General features: G+C 64.9%; 17 protein-coding genes. 6 read left to right on the top strand and 11 right to left on the bottom strand.

From position 1 onward, the window contains the following. The first annotated feature begins 378 nt into the window (after positions 1–378). The 5 genes from nadA to rpoS all read left to right on the top strand — a co-directional run bounded on the left by nadA (position 379) and on the right by rpoS (position 5,044). Positions 379–1,302 carry a quinolinate synthase NadA gene (gene nadA, locus ACYVG8_RS15355; RefSeq protein ID WP_028498126.1) on the top strand — a complete coding sequence of 308 codons (924 nt, stop codon included), beginning with the start codon at positions 379–381 and terminating at the stop codon, positions 1,300–1,302. Positions 1,303–1,417: 115 nt separating this feature from the next. Beyond that, positions 1,418–2,161: a 5'/3'-nucleotidase SurE gene (surE, locus tag ACYVG8_RS15350; RefSeq protein WP_028498127.1), complete on the top strand. Its 744-nt coding sequence runs from the start codon at positions 1,418–1,420 to the stop codon at positions 2,159–2,161. Further along, positions 2,146–2,823: a protein-L-isoaspartate(D-aspartate) O-methyltransferase gene (locus ACYVG8_RS15345; protein WP_028498128.1), complete on the top strand. Its 678-nt coding sequence runs from the start codon at positions 2,146–2,148 to the stop codon at positions 2,821–2,823. The genes surE and ACYVG8_RS15345 overlap by 16 nt, the downstream gene beginning before the upstream one ends. Positions 2,824–2,986: 163 nt before the next feature. Continuing rightward, a complete protein-coding gene (locus ACYVG8_RS15340) occupies positions 2,987–4,051 on the top strand; it encodes a peptidoglycan DD-metalloendopeptidase family protein (protein ID WP_460746218.1) in 1,065 nt (354 codons plus the stop codon). Between the two features lie 51 nt (positions 4,052–4,102). Beyond that, positions 4,103–5,044: an RNA polymerase sigma factor RpoS gene (rpoS, locus tag ACYVG8_RS15335; RefSeq protein ID WP_028498130.1), complete on the top strand. Its 942-nt coding sequence runs from the start codon at positions 4,103–4,105 to the stop codon at positions 5,042–5,044. A gap of 90 nt (positions 5,045–5,134) precedes the next feature. Here rpoS and hemB read toward each other — a convergent pair whose 3' ends face one another. The 5 genes from hemB to ACYVG8_RS15310 form a co-directional block, all read right to left on the bottom strand. After that, positions 5,135–6,145, bottom strand: a complete 1,011-nt coding sequence (gene hemB, locus ACYVG8_RS15330) for a porphobilinogen synthase (protein WP_107888831.1) — start codon at positions 6,143–6,145, stop codon at positions 5,135–5,137. Between the two features lie 149 nt (positions 6,146–6,294). Then, on the bottom strand, positions 6,295–7,647 hold the full coding sequence (gene glmM / locus ACYVG8_RS15325; RefSeq protein WP_028498132.1) for a phosphoglucosamine mutase: 1,353 nt from the start codon (positions 7,645–7,647) through the stop codon (positions 6,295–6,297). A 56-nt stretch (positions 7,648–7,703) separates the two neighbouring features. After that, on the bottom strand, positions 7,704–8,537 hold the full coding sequence (gene folP / locus ACYVG8_RS15320; RefSeq protein ID WP_107888832.1) for a dihydropteroate synthase: 834 nt from the start codon (positions 8,535–8,537) through the stop codon (positions 7,704–7,706). 100 nt (positions 8,538–8,637) lie between these two features. Continuing rightward, positions 8,638–10,545 (bottom strand): ATP-dependent zinc metalloprotease FtsH, encoded by a 1,908-nt coding sequence (gene ftsH, locus ACYVG8_RS15315; protein WP_028498134.1) that lies wholly within the window; start codon positions 10,543–10,545, stop codon positions 8,638–8,640. 82 nt (positions 10,546–10,627) lie between these two features. Further along, the gene (locus tag ACYVG8_RS15310) at positions 10,628–11,245 is read right to left on the bottom strand and encodes an RlmE family RNA methyltransferase (RefSeq protein ID WP_107888833.1); all 618 of its coding nucleotides are present in this window, start codon (positions 11,243–11,245) and stop codon (positions 10,628–10,630) included. Between the two features lie 38 nt (positions 11,246–11,283). Here ACYVG8_RS15310 and yhbY point away from each other — a divergent pair, with 38 nt between their 5' ends. Continuing rightward, entirely contained in the window at positions 11,284–11,604 is a 321-nt protein-coding gene (gene yhbY, locus ACYVG8_RS15305; RefSeq protein WP_028498136.1) for a ribosome assembly RNA-binding protein YhbY, read from the top strand. Between the two features lie 93 nt (positions 11,605–11,697). Here the strand turns inward: yhbY and ACYVG8_RS15300 are convergent, their stop codons facing one another. The 6 genes from ACYVG8_RS15300 to ACYVG8_RS15275 all read right to left on the bottom strand — a co-directional run bounded on the left by ACYVG8_RS15300 (position 11,698) and on the right by ACYVG8_RS15275 (position 20,164). Further along, entirely contained in the window at positions 11,698–12,138 is a 441-nt protein-coding gene (locus ACYVG8_RS15300; RefSeq protein WP_051528645.1) for a DUF4149 domain-containing protein, read from the bottom strand. Between the two features lie 34 nt (positions 12,139–12,172). Further along, the gene (gene greA / locus ACYVG8_RS15295) at positions 12,173–12,649 is read right to left on the bottom strand and encodes a transcription elongation factor GreA (RefSeq protein WP_028498138.1); all 477 of its coding nucleotides are present in this window, start codon (positions 12,647–12,649) and stop codon (positions 12,173–12,175) included. 176 nt (positions 12,650–12,825) lie between these two features. Then, the gene (carB, locus tag ACYVG8_RS15290; RefSeq protein WP_028498139.1) at positions 12,826–16,035 is read right to left on the bottom strand and encodes a carbamoyl-phosphate synthase large subunit; all 3,210 of its coding nucleotides are present in this window, start codon (positions 16,033–16,035) and stop codon (positions 12,826–12,828) included. Positions 16,036–16,063: 28 nt separating this feature from the next. Next, positions 16,064–16,720, bottom strand: a complete 657-nt coding sequence (gene leuE / locus ACYVG8_RS15285) for a leucine efflux protein LeuE (RefSeq protein WP_107888835.1) — start codon at positions 16,718–16,720, stop codon at positions 16,064–16,066. A gap of 23 nt (positions 16,721–16,743) precedes the next feature. Continuing rightward, positions 16,744–17,874, bottom strand: a complete 1,131-nt coding sequence (carA, locus tag ACYVG8_RS15280) for a glutamine-hydrolyzing carbamoyl-phosphate synthase small subunit (RefSeq protein ID WP_028498141.1) — start codon at positions 17,872–17,874, stop codon at positions 16,744–16,746. A 229-nt stretch (positions 17,875–18,103) separates the two neighbouring features. After that, positions 18,104–20,164, bottom strand: a complete 2,061-nt coding sequence (locus ACYVG8_RS15275) for an LTA synthase family protein (RefSeq protein WP_028498142.1) — start codon at positions 20,162–20,164, stop codon at positions 18,104–18,106. Positions 20,165–20,421: the final 257 nt, after the last annotated feature.

Here is a 20,421-nt window from a genome sequence, read left to right as displayed (position 1 = left end):
GGGCGCCTGCCCGGCTGATTGAAAGGATCGTGAGTGTGGCGGCCTGCCTGTTTGTCCAACACTCGCCGCGTCCGGACAGGGCCTGGGCCCCGGTATCCGGACGGATGACGAACATGCACAATGCCAGCCGCCGCGACATCATGCCAGAGCATCATTACTGCAATATGGCCTGACAGCGCTTGCGCGCCGTCAATTGTCCGGCGCCCGTTCATGCATATGGGCTGCAGCGCTGTGGTTTTTTTGATAATGTTTTCCGGTTTTGTCCGTCCGGACGGCCGTGCATGGGCGCTGGCGGCGAACGTCCGCCCGGCCAGACGGTCTGACTTCTGCATTCGATTCACTAGCTGCCGGCGCCTGCGCCGGCCGGAGAGTAGCACCATGACCCGCGTTGTCACGCTGGCACACTATTACACCCAGCCCGAAGTCCAGCAGATGGCGGACAAGGTCGGCGACAGCCTGGAGCTGTCGCTGTACGCCCGTGACGCCGAAGCCGACATCATCGTGTTCGCCGGTGTCCGCTTCATGGCCGAAACCGCCAAGATCCTGAACCCCGGCGCGACCGTGATCCTGCCGGACAGCGGCTCGACCTGTTCGCTGGTCACCCAGACCGATGTCGGTGCCCTGGCGGCCTGGCGCGCGCGCTACCCGGACCACGTGCACGTGTCGTACATCAACTCGTCGGCCGAGCACAAGGCGCTGTCCGACTGGATCGTCACCAGCCGCAACGTCGACGACATCATCGCCGACCTGTACAGCCAGGGCAAAAAGGTCATTTTCTCGCCGGACCGCAATATGGGCGCCTACCTGAACTTCCAGTACGGCTACGACATGCCGCTGTGGAGTGCGGTGTGCGAGGTGCACGACAAGTTCAACGAAGCGGCGCTCGACGAGGCGTTTGCCGCCATCGACGGCAAGGGCACCCGCTTCCTGATCGCCCACCCGGAAAGCCCGCTGCCGGTGCTCAAGCGCGCCGACTACATCGGCTCGACCTCCGGCATGCTGAACTGGGTCAGGGATTACGCCGGCGACCCGTCCGCCGTGCTGTTCGTCGCCACCGAGGACGGCATTCTGTACAACATGCATCAGGCGCGCCCCGATCTGGACCTGCGCCAGGCGCCGATCTATACCGGCTGTCAGTGCAACTCCTGTCCGTACATGAAACTGAACACGGTTGACGCCGTGCGCCGCGCGCAGGCGGGCGCCGGCACGGTCATCGATTACCTGACGCCGGCACAGATGGATGCCGCCCGTCTGCCGATCGAACGCATGCTCGAATTCAGCCAGCAGCGCTACCGCGCCTGATACAGGTCATGGTGGCGCGGAACCGGGGCCGGCCCCGCGCCATCAATAGCTGCAGCGGGGGTTCTCTTGCCGGCCGGGACGGTTACAATCGGGCAAGTTCAATTCGAGGTTCCGCATGAAATTCCTGCTCAGCAATGACGACGGCTACTTTGCACCCGGTATCGAGGCACTGGCGGCGGCGTTGCGCCCGTATGGCGACGTGACCGTGGTCGCGCCGGAACGGGACAGGAGCGGGGCCAGCAACTCGCTGACACTGGACCGTCCGCTGTCCCTGCGGCGTGCCCCCAACGGTTTTTACTTCGTCAACGGCACGCCGACCGACTGTGTGCACCTGGCGGTCACCGGCATGCTCGACAGCATTCCCGACATGGTGATTTCCGGCATCAACCACGGTGCCAACATGGGCGACGATACCGTGTACTCCGGCACGGTCGCCGCGGCGACCGAAGGTTTCCTGCTCGGCGTGCCGTCGATCGCGGTGTCGCTGGTCAGCAAGCCCGGCGCCTGGCTGGACACGGCTGCCCGCGTGACCCTTGATCTGGTCGAGCGGCTGATCGAACAGCCGCTGTCCGAGCCGACGCTGCTGAATGTCAATGTGCCCGACCTGCCGTATTCGGCACTGAAGGGCATGAAGATCACCCGCCTCGGCCGCCGCCACCATGCCGAGCCGGTGGTCAGGAGCGTGAATCCGCGCGGCGACACCGTGTACTGGGTCGGCGCGGTCGGCCCGGCGCAGGATGCCGGTCCGGACACTGATTTCCACGCGGTGAAGAACGGCCATGTGTCGGTCACGCCGCTGTCCATCGATCTGACCTCGCATCGCCAACTTCCCGGACTGACCCAATGGCTGACCCGCTGAGCCTCGCCCCGGGCGGGGGCTACGGCATGACTTCCGAGCGCACCCGCCGGCGCATGATCGACCGCCTGCGCGAGAACGGCATCCGTGACGAACGCGTGCTGGCGGCCATGTACGAGATTCCCCGCCACGTCTTCGTCGATCCGGCGCTGTCGTCGCGCGCCTACGACGACACGTCGCTGCCGCTCGGTCACGGCCAGACCATTTCCCAGCCATGGACCGTGGCGCGCATGAGCGAGCTGCTGCTTGCCGACGGTCGCCAGCCGCAAAAGGTACTGGAAATCGGTACCGGCTGCGGTTACCAGACCGCCGTCCTGGCCCGGCTGATCCGCGAGGTCTACTCGGTCGAACGGATTGGTGCCCTGCTCGATCGCGCCAGAATGAACTTGCGCACCGTTAAGCTGGTCACACCCCGGTTGGTGCACAGTGATGGCCGGCTCGGTCTGATCGAGGCCGCACCGTTCGACAGCATCCTGATGGCCGCCGCCGCACCGGCGCTGTCCGAGGAACTGATCAACCAGCTTGCCCCCGGCGGCCGGATGGTCTTGCCGATCGGCAACGAGCAGGAACAGTATCTGTGGGTGGTCGACAAGACCGCACACGGGGTCAACCGGACCCGCTACGACGCGGTCAAGTTCGTCCCGCTGCTGCCAGGCAAGTCCTGAGCCTCCCACCCGCCGCGAACGGTCCGGCAGAATGCACCGGCACGGGAAAAGCCGCCATTGCTGAATCCCGATTTAGTGCTGGACATTTGCCCAATTCGCCCTTACACGTATCAGCCCAAAAGATTCTATGCACGGCGCACACCCTATTTTGAAACGAATTGCATTGATTATCGGCAGTGTCACGCTGCTGGCAGCCTGCTCGTCGATGACGCAGCCCGCCGCACCGGTCGTCCAGTACGGCGGCCGCGCGGCGACCACCAGCGCGCCGGCCCCGGCCCCGGATACCGGCGCCGGCAGCTCGGATGTCTACGCGGTCAAGCCGGCCGAGCGCATTGCACCGATCGGCGGCAGCCGCACGTCGACAATCTCCGCCCCGGCAGCGAACGCCGCCGACGTGCCGGAGTCCTATACGGTCAAGCCCGGTGACAACCTGTTCCGGATTGCATTGAACAATGGCCTCGGCTACCGCGAACTGGCCGAACTGAACGGCATTGGCAATCCGGCCGACATCAAGGTCGGCCAGGTACTGAAATTGCGTGCCTCCGAACAGGGGGCCAGCCCGACCCCGCACACGCCGGCAGCAACGGCAGCGGCCGAGGTGCCGGCAGAGACCGCCAGCGCGTCGTCAGCCCCCATCAGCAGCGGCAATGGCGAGTCCAGGCAGTACCCGAAGGCGATCAAGCTGCCGTATGGCGACAATGCCGCCACCCGGCTGGCACAGTTGAGTGAAGGCCAGAACGGCAATGGCGCGGCGGCTGTCGCCAGTGCACCGGCCAGAACGGCGCCGGAAGAACACAAGGCGGCCGACAAGCCGGCGGCAGCCACGACGCCCGCCCCGGCAGCGGCAGCGGGCGATGAACAGGTGGCCGGCGGCTGGCTGTGGCCGACCGATGGCAAGATCGCTGGCCGCTACAACGCGACCAGCAAGGGACTGGATATTACCGGCAAGAGCGGACAGACCATCGTCGCTGCGGCCGACGGCAAGGTTGTCTACAGCGGCAGCGGACTGCGCGGCTATGGCAAGCTCGTCATCATCAAGCACAACAAGACCTTCCTCTCCGCCTACGCGCACAACAGCGCGCTGTCGGTGAAGGAAGGCCAAGCCGTGAAGAAAGGGCAGAAGATCGCCGAAATGGGGAATACGGACGCCGACCAGGTGAAGCTCCACTTCGAGATTCGCCGCTACGGCAAGCCCGTAGACCCCGAAAACTATCTGGCCAAACGCTAGTAGCTGGAGACTGACCGACTCCGGACTGCGTGGCCAAATGAGGGGAAACGCATGGACAGCAACGAAACCGACCGCCTGGAAGAAAACCTGGACGACATCGCGGAAGCACAAGAAGAAGCCAGCGATGCGGACGAAGAAGAAGCCAGTACCCCCGCCTACGAGGAGATCGCCGATGTCACGCAGATCTACCTCAACGACATCGGCAATAACGCGTTACTGACGCCGGATCAGGAGCGTGCGCTTGCCCGCCGCGTGGTACAGGGCGACTTCGAGGCGCGACAGCGCATGATCGAGCACAACCTGCGCCTGGTGGTGAATATCGCCAAGCATTACATCAACCGCGGCATGGCCCTGCTCGATCTGATCGAGGAAGGCAATATCGGTTTGATGCATGCGCTGGAGAAATTCGACCCCGAGCGGGGCTTCCGCTTCTCGACCTATGCGACGTGGTGGATTCGCCAGTCGATCGAGCGCGCGATCATGAACCAGTCGCGAACCATTCGCCTGCCGGTCCATGTGATCAAGGAGCTCAACGTCTACCTGCGTGCCTCGCGCCATCTGGAGAGCCAGATCGGCCGCGAGCCGACCGTGGAAGAAATTGCCCACATGGTCGGCAAGTCGCCGGACGAGGTGCGCCGGGTGATGAGCCTGAACGAGCGCATGGCATCACTGGATGCGCCGCTGGACATCGACCCGATGCTGACCATCGGCGAGTCGATTCCGGACGAGCAGCACGAAGAGCCTGACGTCCAGCTGCACAGCAATCAGGTCACCCGCTACGTGCGGGCATGGCTGAAGCAGCTGACCGACAAGCAGCGCATGGTCATCGAGCGCCGCTACGGGCTGAACGGCTACGAGATCTGCACGCTGGAGGAACTGGCCGAAAGCCTGAACCTGACCCGGGAACGGGTGCGCCAGATCCAGATCGAAGGGCTGGAAAGCCTGCGCCGCATCCTGCGGCGCAAGGGCGTGACCAAGGACATGCTGTTCTGATTGCGTCCACGTACGTCACTCCGGGTCGCCGCCGGCCTTCAGCCAGCGGCGTTCCGGAGTGTCAGCCTGCACTGATCGCCCGCACGGCGATCAGTGATTTCCGGCCTTGATCAGGCGCGCGGCGTCCAGCGCGTAATAGGTCAGGATGCCGTCGGCACCGGCACGCTTGAAGGCCAGCAGACTCTCCATGATGCTCTTGTCACGATCGAGCCAGCCGTTGAGGATCGCCGCCTGCAGCATCGCGTACTCGCCCGATACCTGGTAGGCGAACGTCGGCACGCCGAACTGGTCCTTGACCCGGCGAATGACATCCAGATACGGCATGCCCGGCTTGACCATGACCATATCGGCACCTTCGGCCAGATCGGCAGCCACTTCCTGCAGGGCCTCGTCGCTGTTGGCCGGGTCCATCTGGTAGGTCTTCTTGTCGGCGCGTCCCAGGTTTGCCGACGAGCCCACCGCGTCGCGGAACGGGCCATAGAAACACGAAGCGTACTTGGCGGCATAACTCATGATGCGGACGTGGATATGGCCTTCGGCCTCCAGCGCCTGGCGCATCGCGCCAATGCGGCCGTCCATCATGTCGGACGGCGCGACCACGTCGACGCCGGCCGCGGCATGGCACAGTGCCTGGCGAACCAGCACTTCGGTGGTCACGTCATTGATCACGTAGCCGTTTTCGTCGATCACGCCGTCCTGGCCATGGGTGGTGTACGGGTCGAGCGCGCCATCGGTGATGATGCCCAGCTGCGGGAACTCGCGCTTCAGCGCGCGCACGACGCGCGGCACCAGCCCGTCCGGGTTGTAGGCCTCGGCACCATCCAGCGACTTGCCGTCCTCGATGACCGGGAACAGCGCCAGCGCCGGTACGCCGAGCGACACAGCCTCTTCTGCCGTGCGCAGCAGCAGGTCCAGGCTCTGGCGCTTGACGCCAGGCATCGATTCGACAGCCTGTTCGCGATTCTGGCCGTCCAGCACGAAGACCGGGTAGATCAGGTCATTGGCAGTCAGCACGTTTTCCCGCATCAGGCGACGGGAGAAATCGTCGCGGCGCATGCGGCGCGCGCGCCAGGCCGGGAACGGGCGATCGATCGGGGTCATTACGCTTTCCTCAGTTTTTTTTCAGTAAACGGATCATCGTGCACAGCGTCAGGACCAGCTTGGCGCCGATGAGCAGGATCCAGAACCAGGTGTTTTCGAATACGGTCATATCCGGTTCGCATGGCAACGAAAGTATACGCCCGGGGACCTTAAGCGGCGCTGTGGGCGGCGGTTTCGATGGCGTTCGCGATCTCGCGCGCCCAGCGGGCGGCCAGCTCGGCATCATCGGCCTCGACCATCACCCGGACGACCGGTTCGGTGCCGCTCGGCCGCAGCACGACCCGGCCGCGTCCGGCCAGCGCCTGTTCGGCTGCCGCCATCGGCGCCACGGTCGCCGGCTTCCAGTCGGTCCCCTTCTGCACCCGGACATTGATCATGGTCTGCGGGAACGGCTGCCAGTCACGGCAGATGGTCTCCAGCGACGCATCCAGCGTTTTCATCGCAGCGAACACCTGCAGCGCCGACACGATGCCGTCGCCGGTCGAGTGTTTGTCCAGGCACAGGATATGGCCGCTGGCTTCGCCGCCGAGCAGCCAGCCGCGCGCCTTCAGCATTTCCAGCACATAGCGGTCACCGACCCTGGAGCGGGCGAACTCGATGCCGCGGTTCTGCAGCGCCAGTTCCATGCCGAGGTTGGTCATCACCGTGCCGACCACGCCGCTGCCCTGCAGTTCGCCGCGCTGCATCCGCGCCCGTGCGATCACGTAGATCAGCTGGTCGCCGTCATACACGCGGCCGGCATTGTCGACCATGATCAGCCGGTCGCCGTCACCGTCCAGCGCCACGCCGATATCGGCGTCGTGCTGCAGTACGGCGGCCTGCAGATGGCGCGGGTGGGTCGCACCGCAGCCGTCGTTGATATTGAAGCCGTTCGGGGCGGCGCCGGTGGCGATGACCTGGGCGCCGAGTTCGTGGAATACCGACGGCGCGATGTGATAGGTCGCGCCGTGTGCGCAGTCAACCACGATGCGCAGCCCGCGCAGGTCGAACTCGTTCGGGAACGTGCTCTTGCAGAATTCGATATAGCGGTCGGCAGCCGTGTCGATGCGCTTGGCGCGGCCCAGTTCCCGCGACGGTTTGGTGTCCATCGGTGCATCGATCAGCGCTTCGATTTCGGCTTCCAGCGCATCGTCGAGCTTGTTGCCACCAGCGGCGAAGAACTTGATGCCGTTGTCCGAATACGGGTTGTGCGATGCCGAGATCACCACGCCGGCATCCAGGCGCAAGGCCCGGGTCAGGTAGGCGATGCCCGGCGTCGGCAGCGGGCCGGTCAGCCGGACATTGACCCCGGCCGCCGTAAACCCGGCCTGCAGTGCGGCTTCGAGCATATAGCCGGAGACCCGCGTGTCCTTGCCGATCAGCACGGTCGGATGCGGGCTGTCGGCCTTGACCAGTACCCGCCCGGCCGCATAGCCGAGCTTGAGTACGAAATCGGGGCTGATCGGGTGCTTGCCGACTTCGCCGCGAACACCATCGGTACCGAAATACTTGCGTTGCGCCATGAGTTTCTCCGGATGCGGGCTGGCCGCACGGGGGGTAAGGGAAAGTAGGAAACGACCTAGCCGGCGGCCCGGGTCGCGCGCCAGACCGCCAGCGCTTCGCAGGTTTCGCGCACGTCGTGCACGCGCAGAATGGCCGCGCCACGCCCGGCGGCGATCAGCGCCCCGGCCACGCTGGCACTGACCCGTGCCGCGGGCTCGGCAATGCCGGTGACCGCACCGAGCATGGTCTTGCGCGACAGCCCGGCCAGAACCGGCGCGATGGTCGCAAAGCGGTCCAGATGTGCCAGCAGCGCATAGTTGTGGTCGACGGTCTTGCCGAAACCGAAGCCCGGGTCGACCAGCAGCCGCTCGCGGCCGATGCCGGCAGCGATGCAGACGGCGACCCGTTCAGTCAGGTAGGCCTGCACTTCGTCGACCACGTCGCGCTGATAGGACGGATCGTGCTGCATGTTCTGCGGCTCGCCCTGCTTGTGCATCAGGCACACTGCGGCGTCGCTGCCGGCCAGCAGCGCCACGGCGCCGTCGTCCTCCAGCGCCGCCACATCGTTGATCAGATCGACACCGATCGCGAGCCCGGCCTGCATCACCACCGTGTGCCGCGTATCCAGCGACAGCGGCACGCCGATGTCGCGCAGCCGTTCCAGCAGTGGCAGCACCCGGTCCATTTCCTGCTGGACCGTTACCGGCGCCGCATCCGGCCGGGTCGATTCGCCCCCGATGTCGAGGATGTCGGCGCCGTCGCGCACCAGCTTCAGTGCATGGTCAAGCGCCTGGTCCGGAAGCGCATGGCGACCGCCGTCGGAAAAGGAATCCGGTGTGACATTGACGATGCCCATCACCAGCGGACGTTCGAGCGACAGCGTGAAGCGGCCGCAGTGCAGAGTATTCATAGGCAGTAGGGAAAGGCTAAATGAAAACGCGACAGCCAGGCTGTCGCGTCATTATCCACTGAATTTCGTACCCGGTCTCAAACCGGGCAGCCCGTCAGGACTAGATTTCCTGTGCCGGCGTGGAACTCGGCGCCGGGGTCGGGCCGGCCGGCGGCGTCGGGCTGCTGCCGCCGACACTGGCGGTCGGCTTCGGCGGCCGCGGCGGCTTGCCGTCCATGATGTCGTTGATCTGCTCGGCGTCGATGGTTTCCCATTCCAGCAGCGCCGCAGTCATCGCCTCGACCTTGTCGCGGTTCTCGTCGAGCAGCCGGCGCGCCAGCGCATACTGCTCGTCGATGATGCGGCGGATTTCCTGGTCGACCTTGCGCATCGTGTCTTCGGACATGTTCTTGTGCGTGGTCACCGAGCGGCCGAGGAACACTTCACCCTCGTTGTCGCCATAGACCATCGGGCCCAGTGCATCGGACATGCCGTAGCGGGTCACCATGTCGCGCGCCATCTGCGTTGCACGCTCGAAGTCGTTGCTGGCGCCGGTGGTCATCTGGTTCATGAACAGCTCTTCGGCGATCCGGCCCCCGAACAGGATGGCAATCCGGTCCATCAGGTAGCCACGGTCGTAGGCAAAGCGGTCCTGCTCCGGCAGCTGCATGGTCACGCCCAGCGCGCGACCGCGCGGGATGATGGTGACCTTGTGCACCGGGTCGGACTTCGGCAGCAGCTTGGCCACCACGGCGTGACCGGACTCGTGGTACGCGGTGTTCTTCTTTTCCTCGTCGGTCATGACCATGCTGCGGCGCTCGGCGCCCATCATGATCTTGTCCTTGGCGGATTCGAAGTCTTCCATGTCCACCAGTCGCTTGTTGCGACGCGCGGCAAACAGCGCGGCCTCGTTGACCAGGTTGGCCAGGTCGGCGCCGGAGAAACCCGGTGTGCCGCGGGCAATGATGTCCGGCGCCACGTCGTTGGCGATCGGCACCTTGCGCATGTGCACGTTCAGGATCTGTTCGCGGCCGCGGATGTCCGGCAGCGGCACCACCACCTGGCGGTCGAAGCGGCCCGGGCGTTGCAGCGCCGGGTCCAGCACGTCCGGCCGGTTGGTGGCGGCGATGACGATGACGGTCGAGTTGGTGTCGAAACCGTCCATCTCCACCAGCAACTGGTTAAGCGTCTGTTCGCGTTCGTCGTTGCCACCGCCGAGGCCGGCGCCACGCTGGCGACCGACCGCGTCGATTTCATCGATGAAGATGATGCACGGCGAATTCTTCTTGGCGTTCTCGAACATGTCGCGAACGCGCGCCGCACCGACACCGACGAACATTTCGACGAAGTCGGAACCCGAGATCGAGAAGAACGGCACCTTGGCTTCGCCGGCGATGGCCTTGGCCAGCAGCGTCTTGCCGGTACCCGGGCTGCCTGCCAGCAGGATGCCGCGCGGCACGCGGCCGCCGAGGCTCTGGTAGCGACTCGGGTCGCGCAGGTAGTCGACAATTTCCTTCACCTCTTCCTTGGCCTCGTCGCAACCGGCGACATCGGCGAAGGTGATGGTGTTGGTGTCCTGGTCGAGCATCTTGGCGCGGCTCTTGCCGAAGCTGAACGCGCCGCCCCGACCGCCGCCCTGCATCTGGCGCATGAAGAAGACCCAGACGCCGATCAGCAGCAGCATCGGGAACCAGCTGATGAAGATATTCATCAGCATCGACGGTTCCTCATCCGGCTTGGCCTGGAAGCGGACGTTGTTCTTGATCAGGTCGTCGACCAGTTTCGGGTCGTACGGCGCGTAGGTGGTGAACGCGCCGCCGCCGGTGAACTTGCCTTTCAGCCATTGTCCGCGCAGCGGATGGCCTTCGATGGTCACGCTCTGCACGCGCCCCGACTCCAGGTCACTGATGAACTGCGAATATTCGACCAGGTTCTGCGTGTCCTGACGCTTGCTGAACTGATTGAACACAGTCATCAGCACCAGACCGATGATCACCCAGATGGCGATGTTCTTGCCGATGTTGTTCAAGTGAAGGCTCCTTTACGCCACTGGGCGCACGCCAGCTTTCAAAGCAAAGATGATTCGATTGTAATCATGAGCTAGTGGCCTGTCAGCGCAAACCCTTGCCCAATAGGTATATTTCTGTCGATCGGTCCCGCGACGCTTTTGGCTTGCGGGACACAACCTGGGTAAAGCTGCTTCTCATTTCTGCCAGGTAAGCATTGAATTCGCTGCCCTGGAAGACTTTGACGAGGAAATGACCACCCGGTTTCAGATGCTGCCGGGCAAATTCCAGCGCCAGTTCGCACAGATACGCGGAGCGGGCCTGGTCGGTCGCACTCATCCCCGTGATGTTGGGGGCGATATCGGAAATCACAAGATCAAGCGGACGTCCGTCCAGCAACGCCTCGAAGCGTGCCAGCACCTCGTCCTCGCGAAAGTCGCCCTGGATGAAGTCTACGCCAGGAATCGCCGCCATTTCGAGGATATCCAGCGCAAAGATCCGTCCGTGATCGCCGACGATGCGGGCCGCGACCTGGGACCAGCTTCCCGGCGCGCTGCCGAGGTCGGCCACTGTCATCCCCTGCCTGAGCAGCTTGTCCTTTTCATTGATCTCCAGCAGCTTGTAGGCGGCACGCGAACGGTAGCCATCCTTCTGGGCCTGATGGACCCAGTGATCGTTGACATGCTCGTGTAGCCAGGCCGCACTGGTCTTGGATCGGGCCATACCGTAAAATCACCTTTTGAAACCGCAATTTGCAGAATATGAAAATCGAACTGACGCCGGAACAACGCCAGCATCTCAAGGGTCTGGCCCACAACCTGAACCCGGTCGTGATGATCGGCAACAACGGGTTGACCGACGCCGTGGTCCGCGAGATCGCCATCAACCTCGACGCGCACGAGCTGATCAAGATCCGCGTACTCGGCGATGAGCGCGAAGCCCGTCTCGCCATTTACGAACAGATCTGTGACGATCTCGATGCCGCGCCGGTCCAGGTCATCGGCAAGCTGCTGGTGGTCTACCGTCCGTCGGACAAACAGCGCATCGTGCTGCCGGCGGCAAAAAAGCCCCGCGGCCGCTGACTGCCGTCCGGCCTGAGCCATGCCGCAATCCGAAGGCGCAGCCTAACCGCTGCGCCTTTTATTTTGCTTAGATTTGCTTAGAAACGGGACAGCTCAGCCGTGCCGGGTCACAAAAAGCAGCCCCATCAGGCTCTGCACCAGCAGCAGCAGGCTGGAAATCGCCTGCCAGGTGCCAAAGCCGCCGCCGAACATGCCGGTCGCGGCACTGGCCGCGCTGGCCTTGACTCCGACCAGGATCGGCGCAATGGCGAAATGGTTGACCAGCGTGCAGGCAAGCATGCCGACAATCAGCCAGAAGCCGCCGTCACGCATGCCGGCCAGCCCCTGCCGCCACAGCCAGTCGATCAGCAGCACCAGGCCGCAGACCAGGCCGATCCAGCCCATCACCCCCAGCACATGCCAGGTGATCGCTCCGGCCGCTCCGCGCTCCAGGCGCGTGAACAGCACCGGCGCCACGATCAGGCCAATGGCCCAGATGCCGCCGATCCACAGGGTCTGCGCCACGCGGCGCAGCCAGTCCAGTGTTCCATCCATCGCCATCCCTCCGCTTGCGGCCAGGATCAGGACGTCAGAGGTATTTGACGTCGAGCACTTCGTATTCGCGGATGCCGCCCGGCGCGACCACTTCGGCCACGTCGCCGGCTTCCTTGCCGATCAGGGCACGCGAGATCGGCGAATTCACCGAGACCTTGCCCAGTTTGATGTCGGCTTCGTCGTCGCCGACGATCTGGTAGGTGACCTGGTCATCGCTTTCCAGGTCGACCAGCTGCACGGTGGCGCCGAACACGATGCGGCCATCGGCATCGAGCTGCGCCGGGTCGATGACCTGCGCGTTGGACAGCTTGCTTTCCAGGTCGGCGATCCGGCCCTCGATAAAGCCCTGGCGTTCCTTGGCGGCGTCGTATTCGGCGTTTTCCGACAGGTCGCCGTGGCTGCGCGCCTCGGCGATGGCGGCGATCACTTCCGGACGGGCCACGGACTTCAGGTTCTGCAGTTCGTTCCGGAGCTGCTCGGCGCCAAACTTGGTCAACGGCACTTTGATCATTTCACTCATCCTCCTTCTCGTCCGTCCGGCACCCGCGGTGCGACGGTCGCGACATAAAATGCAAGCCGCCGTCACGGGGACGGCGGCTTCTCTCGATTCAATCGGTTGCCGACGATTCTAGCGGCAAACGCCGGTCAATCCAAGCGTTTGCCAACGTCATCGTCATTGCGGCCGATTCAGCCCTTCAACTGGGTGTGCAGATCCTGCAGCGGATAGACGTCCAGCGCCTGGCTCTCGCTGAGGCCATGCGCCACGGCGCGCGCACCGGCCAGCGTGGTATAGAACGGCACCCGGCCCTGCAGGGCACTGGAACGGATCGACTGGCTGTCGATGATGGACTGGCGCTTTTCTTCCACGGTGTTGATCACCATGGCGATTTCACCATTCTTGATCATGTCGACCACGTGCGGACGACCCTCGGTCACCTTGTTGACCCGCTGCACACCCATGCCGGCGTCGGCCAGCACCCTGGCCGTGCCGCGCGTCGCGCACAGGCCGAAGCCGGCCCGCTGCAGTTCGCGCGCCACGTCGACGATGCCGTGCTTGTCGCCGTTGCGGACCGAGATGAACACCTTGCCCGATGTCGGCAGGCGGTCGCCGGCCCCCATCTGCGCCTTGACGAAGGCTTCGGCAAAGTTGCGGCCGACCCCCATCACTTCACCGGTGGACTTCATTTCCGGCCCGAGGATGGTGTCGACGCCCGGGAACTTGATGAACGGGAACACCGCCTCCTTGACCGCGGTGTACGGCGGCACCACTTCGCCGGTGATGCCCTGCTCGGCCAGCGTGATGCCGGCCATGCAGCGCGCGGCCACCTTGGCCAGATCCCGGCCGGTCACCTTGGACACGAACGGCACGGTCCGCGAGGCGCGCGGGTTCACTTCCAGCACGAAGATGGTATCGCCCTGGATCGCGAACTGCACGTTCATCAGCCCGACCACGTTCAGCGCCCTGGCCATGGCCACGGTCTGGCGGCGGATCTCGTCCTGCAGCGCCGGGAACAGGCTGTACGGCGGCAGCGAGCACGCCGAGTCGCCGGAGTGCACCCCGGCCTGCTCGATGTGCTGCATGATGCCGCCGATCACCACGTCCTTGCCGTCGCCGATCGCGTCCACGTCGACTTCGATCGCGTCGTTCAGGAAGCGGTCGAGCAGCACCGGGCTGTCGTTCGATACCTTGACTGCTTCACGCATGTAGCGTTCGAGGTCGGCCTGTTCGTGGACGATTTCCATCGCCCGGCCGCCCAGCACGTAGCTCGGGCGCACCACCAGCGGATAGCCGATCTCGGCCGCCAGCCGCAGCGCGTCCTGCGGATTGCGCGCAGTGCGGTTGGCCGGCTGCTTCAGACCGAGGTCCTGCAACAGTTTCTGGAAGCGCTCGCGGTCTTCGGCGGCGTCGATCATGTCCGGCGAGGTGCCGATGATCGGTACGCCGTTGGCTTCCAGCGCGCGCGCCAGCTTCAGCGGCGTCTGGCCACCGTACTGGACGATCACGCCCCACGGCTGCTCGACATTGACCACTTCCAGCACGTCCTCGAGCGTCAGCGGCTCGAAGTACAGCCGGTCCGACGTATCGTAGTCGGTGGACACCGTTTCCGGGTTGCAGTTGACCATGATGGTCTCGAAGCCGGATTCGCGCAGGCTCAGCGCCGCATGCACGCAGCAGTAATCGAACTCGATGCCCTGGCCGATACGGTTCGGGCCGCCGCCGAGCACCATCACCTTGCGCCGCGACGTCGGCCGCGCTTCGCACTCTTCCTCGTAGCTCGAGTACATGTAGGCGGTGCTGGTGGCGAACTCGGCCGCGCAGGTGTCGACCCGCTTGTAGACCGGACGGACGCCCAGCGCCCAGCGGTGCTGGCGCACCACGCTCTGGTCGACGCCGAACAGCGCCGCCAGGCGGCGGTCGGAGAAGCCCTTGCGCTTCAGCGCGCGCATTGCGCCGGCATCCAGCGTGCCGAGCGTGCGGCCGGCCAGTTGCTGTTCATCGCGGATCAGATCCTCGATCTGCACCAGGAACCACGGATCGATGCGGCTGATGCCGTACACCTCGTCGACCGACAGGCCGGCACGGAAGGCATCCGCGACGTACAGCAGCCGGTTCGGGCCCGGCGCGCCCATTTCGGCACGGATGGTGTCCAGGTCAGTGGTCTGCGGGTCGAAGCCGGCCAGGCCGGTTTCCAGGCCGCGCAGCGCCTTGTGCAGTGATTCCTGGATCGAACGGCCGATGGCCATCACTTCGCCGACCGACTTCATCTGCGTGGTCAGGCGGTCGTTCGCCATCGGGAACTTCTCGAAGGCGAAACGCGGAATCTTGGTGACCACGTAGTCGATGGACGGTTCGAACGAGGCCGGGGTCGCGCCACCGGTGATGTCGTTTTTCAGCTCGTCCAGCGTGTAGCCGACCGCCAGTTTGGCCGCCACCTTGGCGATCGGGAAGCCGGTCGCCTTCGACGCCAGCGCCGACGAGCGGCTGACGCGCGGGTTCATTTCGATCACGATCAGGCGGCCGGTTTCCGGCTCGACGGCAAACTGCACGTTGGAACCGCCGGTATCGACGCCGATCTCGCGCAGCACCGCGAGCGACGCGTTGCGCATGATCTGGTATTCCTTGTCGGTCAGCGTCTGCGCCGGGGCAACGGTAATCGAGTCACCGGTATGCACCCCCATCGGGTCGAGGTTCTCGATCGAGCAGATGATGATGCAGTTGTCGGCGCGGTCGCGCACGACTTCCATCTCGTATTCTTTCCAGCCGAGCATGGATTCTTCGATCAGCAGCTCGTGGGTCGGGCTGGCCTCGAAGCCGCGCTCGCAGATGGTCAGGAATTCTTCGCGGTTGTAGGCGATGCCGCCACCGGAGCCGCCCATGGTGAACGACGGGCGGATAATGGTCGGGAAGCCGAGTCCGGCCTGGATTTCCAGCGCTTCGTCCATGCTGTGGGCGACGCGGGAGCGCGAGCACTCGAGGCCGATCTTCTGCATCGCCAGCTTGAACTTGTCGCGGTCTTCCGCCTTGTCGATGGCCTCGACCGAGGCGCCGATCAGTTCGACATTGAACTGTTCCAGCACGCCGTGGCGGGCCAGTTCGAGCGCGCAGTTCAGCGCGGTCTGGCCGCCCATGGTCGGCAGCACGGCGTCAGGACGTTCCTTGTCGATGATCTTGGCCACCATCTGCCAGGTGATCGGCTCGATATAGGTGACGTCGGCCATGTTCGGGTCGGTCATGATCGTGGCCGGGTTCGAATTGACCAGGATGACCCTGTAGCCTTCTTCGCGCAGTGCCTTGCACGCCTGGGCGCCGGAATAGTCGAATTCGCACGCCTGGCCGATCACGATCGGGCCGGCGCCGATGATCAGGATGCTCTTTATGTCGGTACGTTTGGGCATGGCTGCTTCCGCTGAATCTGTAGAAATCTTAATGGATGCTCGCCGTGGCGAGCTTGGCACTGAAGCCGAGGAACATGACACCGACACCGCCGACCACGCCGGATGCCAGCCGCTGCCGGCGACGGAACGCGTCCGCCAGCCGGCTGCCGGCCAGGATCAGCACGGTCAGGTAAGTGAAACTGCATGCCTGCAGGATGGCCGCCAGCGCCAGGAAGGTGACGGCCGGATGCGGATAGGCCGGATCAACGAACTGGATGAAGAACGACAGGAAGAACAGGATGGCTTTCGGGTTCAGCAGGCTGATGACCAGCGCCTTGCGGAACGGCTGCCCGCCCTGCACGGCGGCGGCCGGCGGCGCGATCGGCGCGGCGGGCCTGCCGGCCTGCCGCCAGGCGCGCCACGCGGCGCGCAGCATGTTGCAGCCGAGCCAGGCCAGATAGCCGGCACCGACGTATTTCAGCCCCCAGAACAGCACCGGATAGGCTTTCAGCACCGCTGCCATGCCGGTCGCGGCCAGCGTCATCAGCACGGCATCGCCAACGAACACGCCCAGCGCCCCCTGATAGCCGGCGCGAATGCCGCGCGATGCGGCGACCGACAGCACGTACAGTGAGTTGGGGCCTGGCAGCAGCACGATGAAAATCGTGCCGATCAGGTAGGTGGCGGGATCGGTGATGCCGAACATGCTGTTGTCTCCCCGGGTCCGTCCTAGCGCGTACGCGCTTCGATCAGGCCGATGAATTTGTCGAACAGGTAGGCGACGTCATGCGGGCCCGGGCTGGCTTCCGGGTGCCCCTGGAAGCTGAACGCCGGCTTGTCGGTCAGGGCGATGCCCTGCACGGTGCCGTCGAACAGGCTGCGGTGGGTGACGCGCACATTGGCCGGCAGGCTGGTCTCGTCGACCTGGAAGCCGTGGTTCTGGCTGGTGATCATCACATGGCCGGAATCGAGATCCTGCACCGGGTGGTTGGCGCCGTGGTGACCGAATTTCATCTTGCTGGTCTTGCCGCCGGTGGCCAGGCCGAGCAGCTGGTGGCCGAGGCAGATGCCGAACACCGGCACGCCGCTGTCCAGCAGTTCGCGGATGGCGGCGATCGCGTAGTCGCACGGTTCCGGATCGCCAGGGCCGTTGGACAGGAACACGCCGTCCGGGTTCAGCGCCAGCACGTCGCGGGCCGGGGTCTGCGCCGGCACCACGGTGATGTCGCAGCCGCGTTCGGCCAGCATGCGCAGGATGTTGTACTTGACGCCGAAGTCGTAGGCGACGACGCGGAAACGCGGGGCAGTGCTGTCGCGATAACCGCTGCCGAGCTGCCATTCGGCCTGCTTCCACGGATACGCTTCGCTGCAGGACACGACGCGGGCCAGGTCCTGGCCGGCCATCGAGCCGAAGCCGCGCGCCAGTTCCACCGCGCGCCCGGCGTCGATGTCGCCGGCCATGATGCAGCCCGGCTGGGCGCCGCCTTCGCGCAGCAGGCGCGTCAGCCGGCGGGTATCGATATCGGCGATGGCGACGGTGCCATTGCGGGTCAGGTAGTCGCCAAGCGACTCGGTGGCGCGGAAGCTGGAATGGATCAGCGGCAGATCGCGGATGATCAGGCCGGCGGCGAACACGCCGCGCGACTCGACGTCTTCGGCGTTGGCGCCGACGTTGCCGATATGCGGGTAGGTCAGAGTGACGAGCTGGCGGGTATAGGACGGATCAGTGAGGATTTCCTGATAGCCGGTCATCGAGGTATTGAACACCACCTCGCCGACCGTGACGCCTGACGCGCCGATGGCGCGGCCGCGGAAAAGGGTACCGTCGGCAAGCGCGAGAATTGCTGGGTGATCGGACACGGGCTGCTCCTGTGTGTGATGCAGAATACGGACGCTAGATGCGCCAAACGGGACAAGCAGGCTCGTCGGCCGCTCATCCCGTTCGGTCAAACCTTCGGATTTTACTGCGTCGCAATATTTTCAATCAAGCGACATGAATGTTTCAATTTGCAAATAAGGTCTTGCGAATATTCTGCAAAACCGCTCTGCATCGATCATTCCGTCGCCATCACCCTGTCATCGCAGGCCGCTAGCGTTTCTCCGCCAGCGCCGCGCGGCGCACCCGCCAGTCCGACAGCGCCAGCCAGGCCTGGGCACGCCGGGTCTCGGCGCGCAGCGCTTCCGGCACATTGGCACCGGCCGGCTGCAACTGGTCGCCATTCCAGCGCAGATAGGCCGGCCGGGTCAGGTTCTGGGCGGCGCCATCGTCGCTGATGACGATGCCCTGCCCGCCCTCGTCCTGGATAAAGCTGACCGCCGTCGGCCGGCTGGCCGGCGCCAGCAGATTGCGACCGGCCCACCACGACGGCGCCATGCCCAGCGCCTGCGCATACAGGGTCGGGAAAATGTCGCGGTGGCTGGCCCAGGCCCGGGTGTCGACCTTGCCGTGCGGTCGCATGGCCGGCGGCAGGTACAGATAGATCGGCACGCCGTATTTCAGCGGCAGGATGCTGGAGTCCGGGTACTCGAAAATCGAGCGCGAGTTGTGGTCGCCGGTGGCGGTGACAATGGTGTGCGACGCCAGTGCGCTGCCCTTGACCCGGTCCATGAAGCCGCCGAGGCTGTCGTTCGCATACTGGTAGGTTTCCATGATGCTCTGCGCCAGCCGGGTGTCGGCCGTCCGGTGCGCCGGCAGCCGGTTCACGTCCAGCGGCCGCTTCCTGTAGTCGGCCGGCAGCCGGTACGGCGGATGATTGGTCACGCTGAGCGTGAACAGCATCAGCTTCTCGCCCTTGCGGTCGGCCTCGGCCAGCCGCTCGCTGGCGAAGCGGAACATGTAGTCGTCGTCGACGCCCCAGGTGCCGGTGGTCGCATTGGGGAAGCGCTGGAGAATGCGCTGCATGCCGTCCACTTCGTCGAAGCCCTGCACTTTCAGCGAGCGGTCCAGCCCGCGCCAGCTGGCGCTGCCGGAGGTGATGAACACCACCTTGTAGCCGGCGTCCTTGAACGGCTTGACCGCCGAGAACGGGAACGGCTTGTAGCCGTAGCCACTCTGGGTCAGCGGCGAGATCGGTGTACCGTACAGCAGGCCTTCCAGGCTGGGGAAGGTCCCGTGCTCGATGGAGATCGCGCGCGAAAAGTAATAATCCTGGTCGAAATGCGGCGCCAGCCGGCCGAGCACGTCATTGGCGACCGGGTCCTGCGTATTCAGCAGTTCGCGGCCGAACGACTCCATCAGCGCGAACACCACGTGCGGACGCGGCGCCGACAGCGACGGTTTCGCGAAGGTCGAGACCGAGCGGGCCAGTGCAGCCTCGTCGTCGCCCTGCCAGCCCAGTGCGTGTGCGGCTTCCAGCGGCGTCTTGAAGCCGAAGCGCTTCAGGCCGGCATACGGATCGCGGCCGAGGTCCATTTCCTTGCGGATGCCCCAGGCGGTATACAGCGCCTGCGGGCCGTTCGGCACCGTCGAATTGATGAAGGAGTTGGTCGATACCGCCACATCGGTTTCGCGCAGCGGGAAAGTGCCGAGGCTGCCGCGCGCCAGCAGGGTGAAGCCGAGCACGGTCAGCACCACCATCAGCGCCTGGGCGGGCTTGCCCCAGCCGGCAATGGCCGAACGGCCGCGGCTGCGGCCGGCCAGCCACAGGATCAGCGCGGTGGCGGCCAGCCAGGCCAGCGTGCCGCTGACCACCGGATAGTCGCGCCACACCGTCGACAGGATGGCGCCGGTATCGTCCTCGAACAGCCCGAACACGATCGGATTGATCGGGCTCAGATAGAAACCGAAATAGAAATGATTGACGATCGACACCAGGGTCAGGGCCGCCACCGCCAGCGGCGCATAGACCCGCACCACCAGTTGATCGAGCAGACGGCGCAGCCCGCCCGGCAACGCCTGGGCCAGCGCCAGCAGCAGCCAGGCCGGCAGCAGCGTCGAGGCGACCCATTTGGCGTCGAAGCGCAGCCCCATCAGCAGGGCATGCAGCCAGTCCTGCTTCAGCGCGGCGGTATCCGCCGGCGCATAGCCAAGCACCAGCCAGACCCGCATTCCGGTCAGGAACACCAGCAACAATACCGCCAGCAGCAGCCCCTGGCGGCAACGCCCCCAGAAACCCGCTTCGGCGGACGACTCAAATTGGTATGTGCGCATTTCCCGGACCAGCGACCAGCGGCATAAAGGCGCGAGTGTAGCAGGCCGCCGGTCGGCAGACCTTGCTCCCCGGACGAAAAAACCGCGTCACCTTGCGGTGACGCGGTTTCAGCCTGTCCATAAACCCCGCCCGCAGCGAAGCGGCGTTTCCCCTGCGGCGGCGGGGATGGAACGGGCAGGATTCAATCAGGCGGACTGCCGTTCTGGCGGCAGTTTCTGTCAGTCCGGCATGCACCGACGCCATTGCTGCCGCCGGT

The organism is Microvirgula curvata (genome assembly GCF_054781615.1).
This window is presented reverse-complemented; position numbering and strand designations above follow the sequence as displayed.

What these genes read in the sequence shown, in the direction of transcription:
- ACYVG8_RS15310 (WP_107888833.1), bottom strand. Translation starts at nt 11,245, where the DNA reads ATGGCCCGATCCAAGACCAGTGCGGCCTGGCTACACGAGCATGTCAAC.
- ACYVG8_RS15300 (WP_051528645.1), bottom strand. Translation starts at nt 12,138, where the DNA reads ATGGATGGAACACTGGACTGGCTGCGCCGCGTGGCGCAGACCCTGTGG.
- folP (WP_107888832.1), bottom strand. Translation starts at nt 8,537, where the DNA reads ATGAATACTCTGCACTGCGGCCGCTTCACGCTGTCGCTCGAACGTCCG.
- ACYVG8_RS15345 (WP_028498128.1), top strand. Translation starts at nt 2,146, where the DNA reads ATGGCTGACCCGCTGAGCCTCGCCCCGGGCGGGGGCTACGGCATGACT.
- hemB (WP_107888831.1), bottom strand. Translation starts at nt 6,145, where the DNA reads ATGACCCCGATCGATCGCCCGTTCCCGGCCTGGCGCGCGCGCCGCATG.
- glmM (WP_028498132.1), bottom strand. Translation starts at nt 7,647, where the DNA reads ATGGCGCAACGCAAGTATTTCGGTACCGATGGTGTTCGCGGCGAAGTC.
- greA (WP_028498138.1), bottom strand. Translation starts at nt 12,649, where the DNA reads ATGATCAAAGTGCCGTTGACCAAGTTTGGCGCCGAGCAGCTCCGGAAC.
- nadA (WP_028498126.1), top strand. Translation starts at nt 379, where the DNA reads ATGACCCGCGTTGTCACGCTGGCACACTATTACACCCAGCCCGAAGTC.
- leuE (WP_107888835.1), bottom strand. Translation starts at nt 16,720, where the DNA reads ATGTTCGGCATCACCGATCCCGCCACCTACCTGATCGGCACGATTTTC.
- yhbY (WP_028498136.1), top strand. Translation starts at nt 11,284, where the DNA reads ATGAAAATCGAACTGACGCCGGAACAACGCCAGCATCTCAAGGGTCTG.
- ACYVG8_RS15275 (WP_028498142.1), bottom strand. Translation starts at nt 20,164, where the DNA reads ATGCGCACATACCAATTTGAGTCGTCCGCCGAAGCGGGTTTCTGGGGG.
- surE (WP_028498127.1), top strand. Translation starts at nt 1,418, where the DNA reads ATGAAATTCCTGCTCAGCAATGACGACGGCTACTTTGCACCCGGTATC.
- carB (WP_028498139.1), bottom strand. Translation starts at nt 16,035, where the DNA reads ATGCCCAAACGTACCGACATAAAGAGCATCCTGATCATCGGCGCCGGC.
- rpoS (WP_028498130.1), top strand. Translation starts at nt 4,103, where the DNA reads ATGGACAGCAACGAAACCGACCGCCTGGAAGAAAACCTGGACGACATC.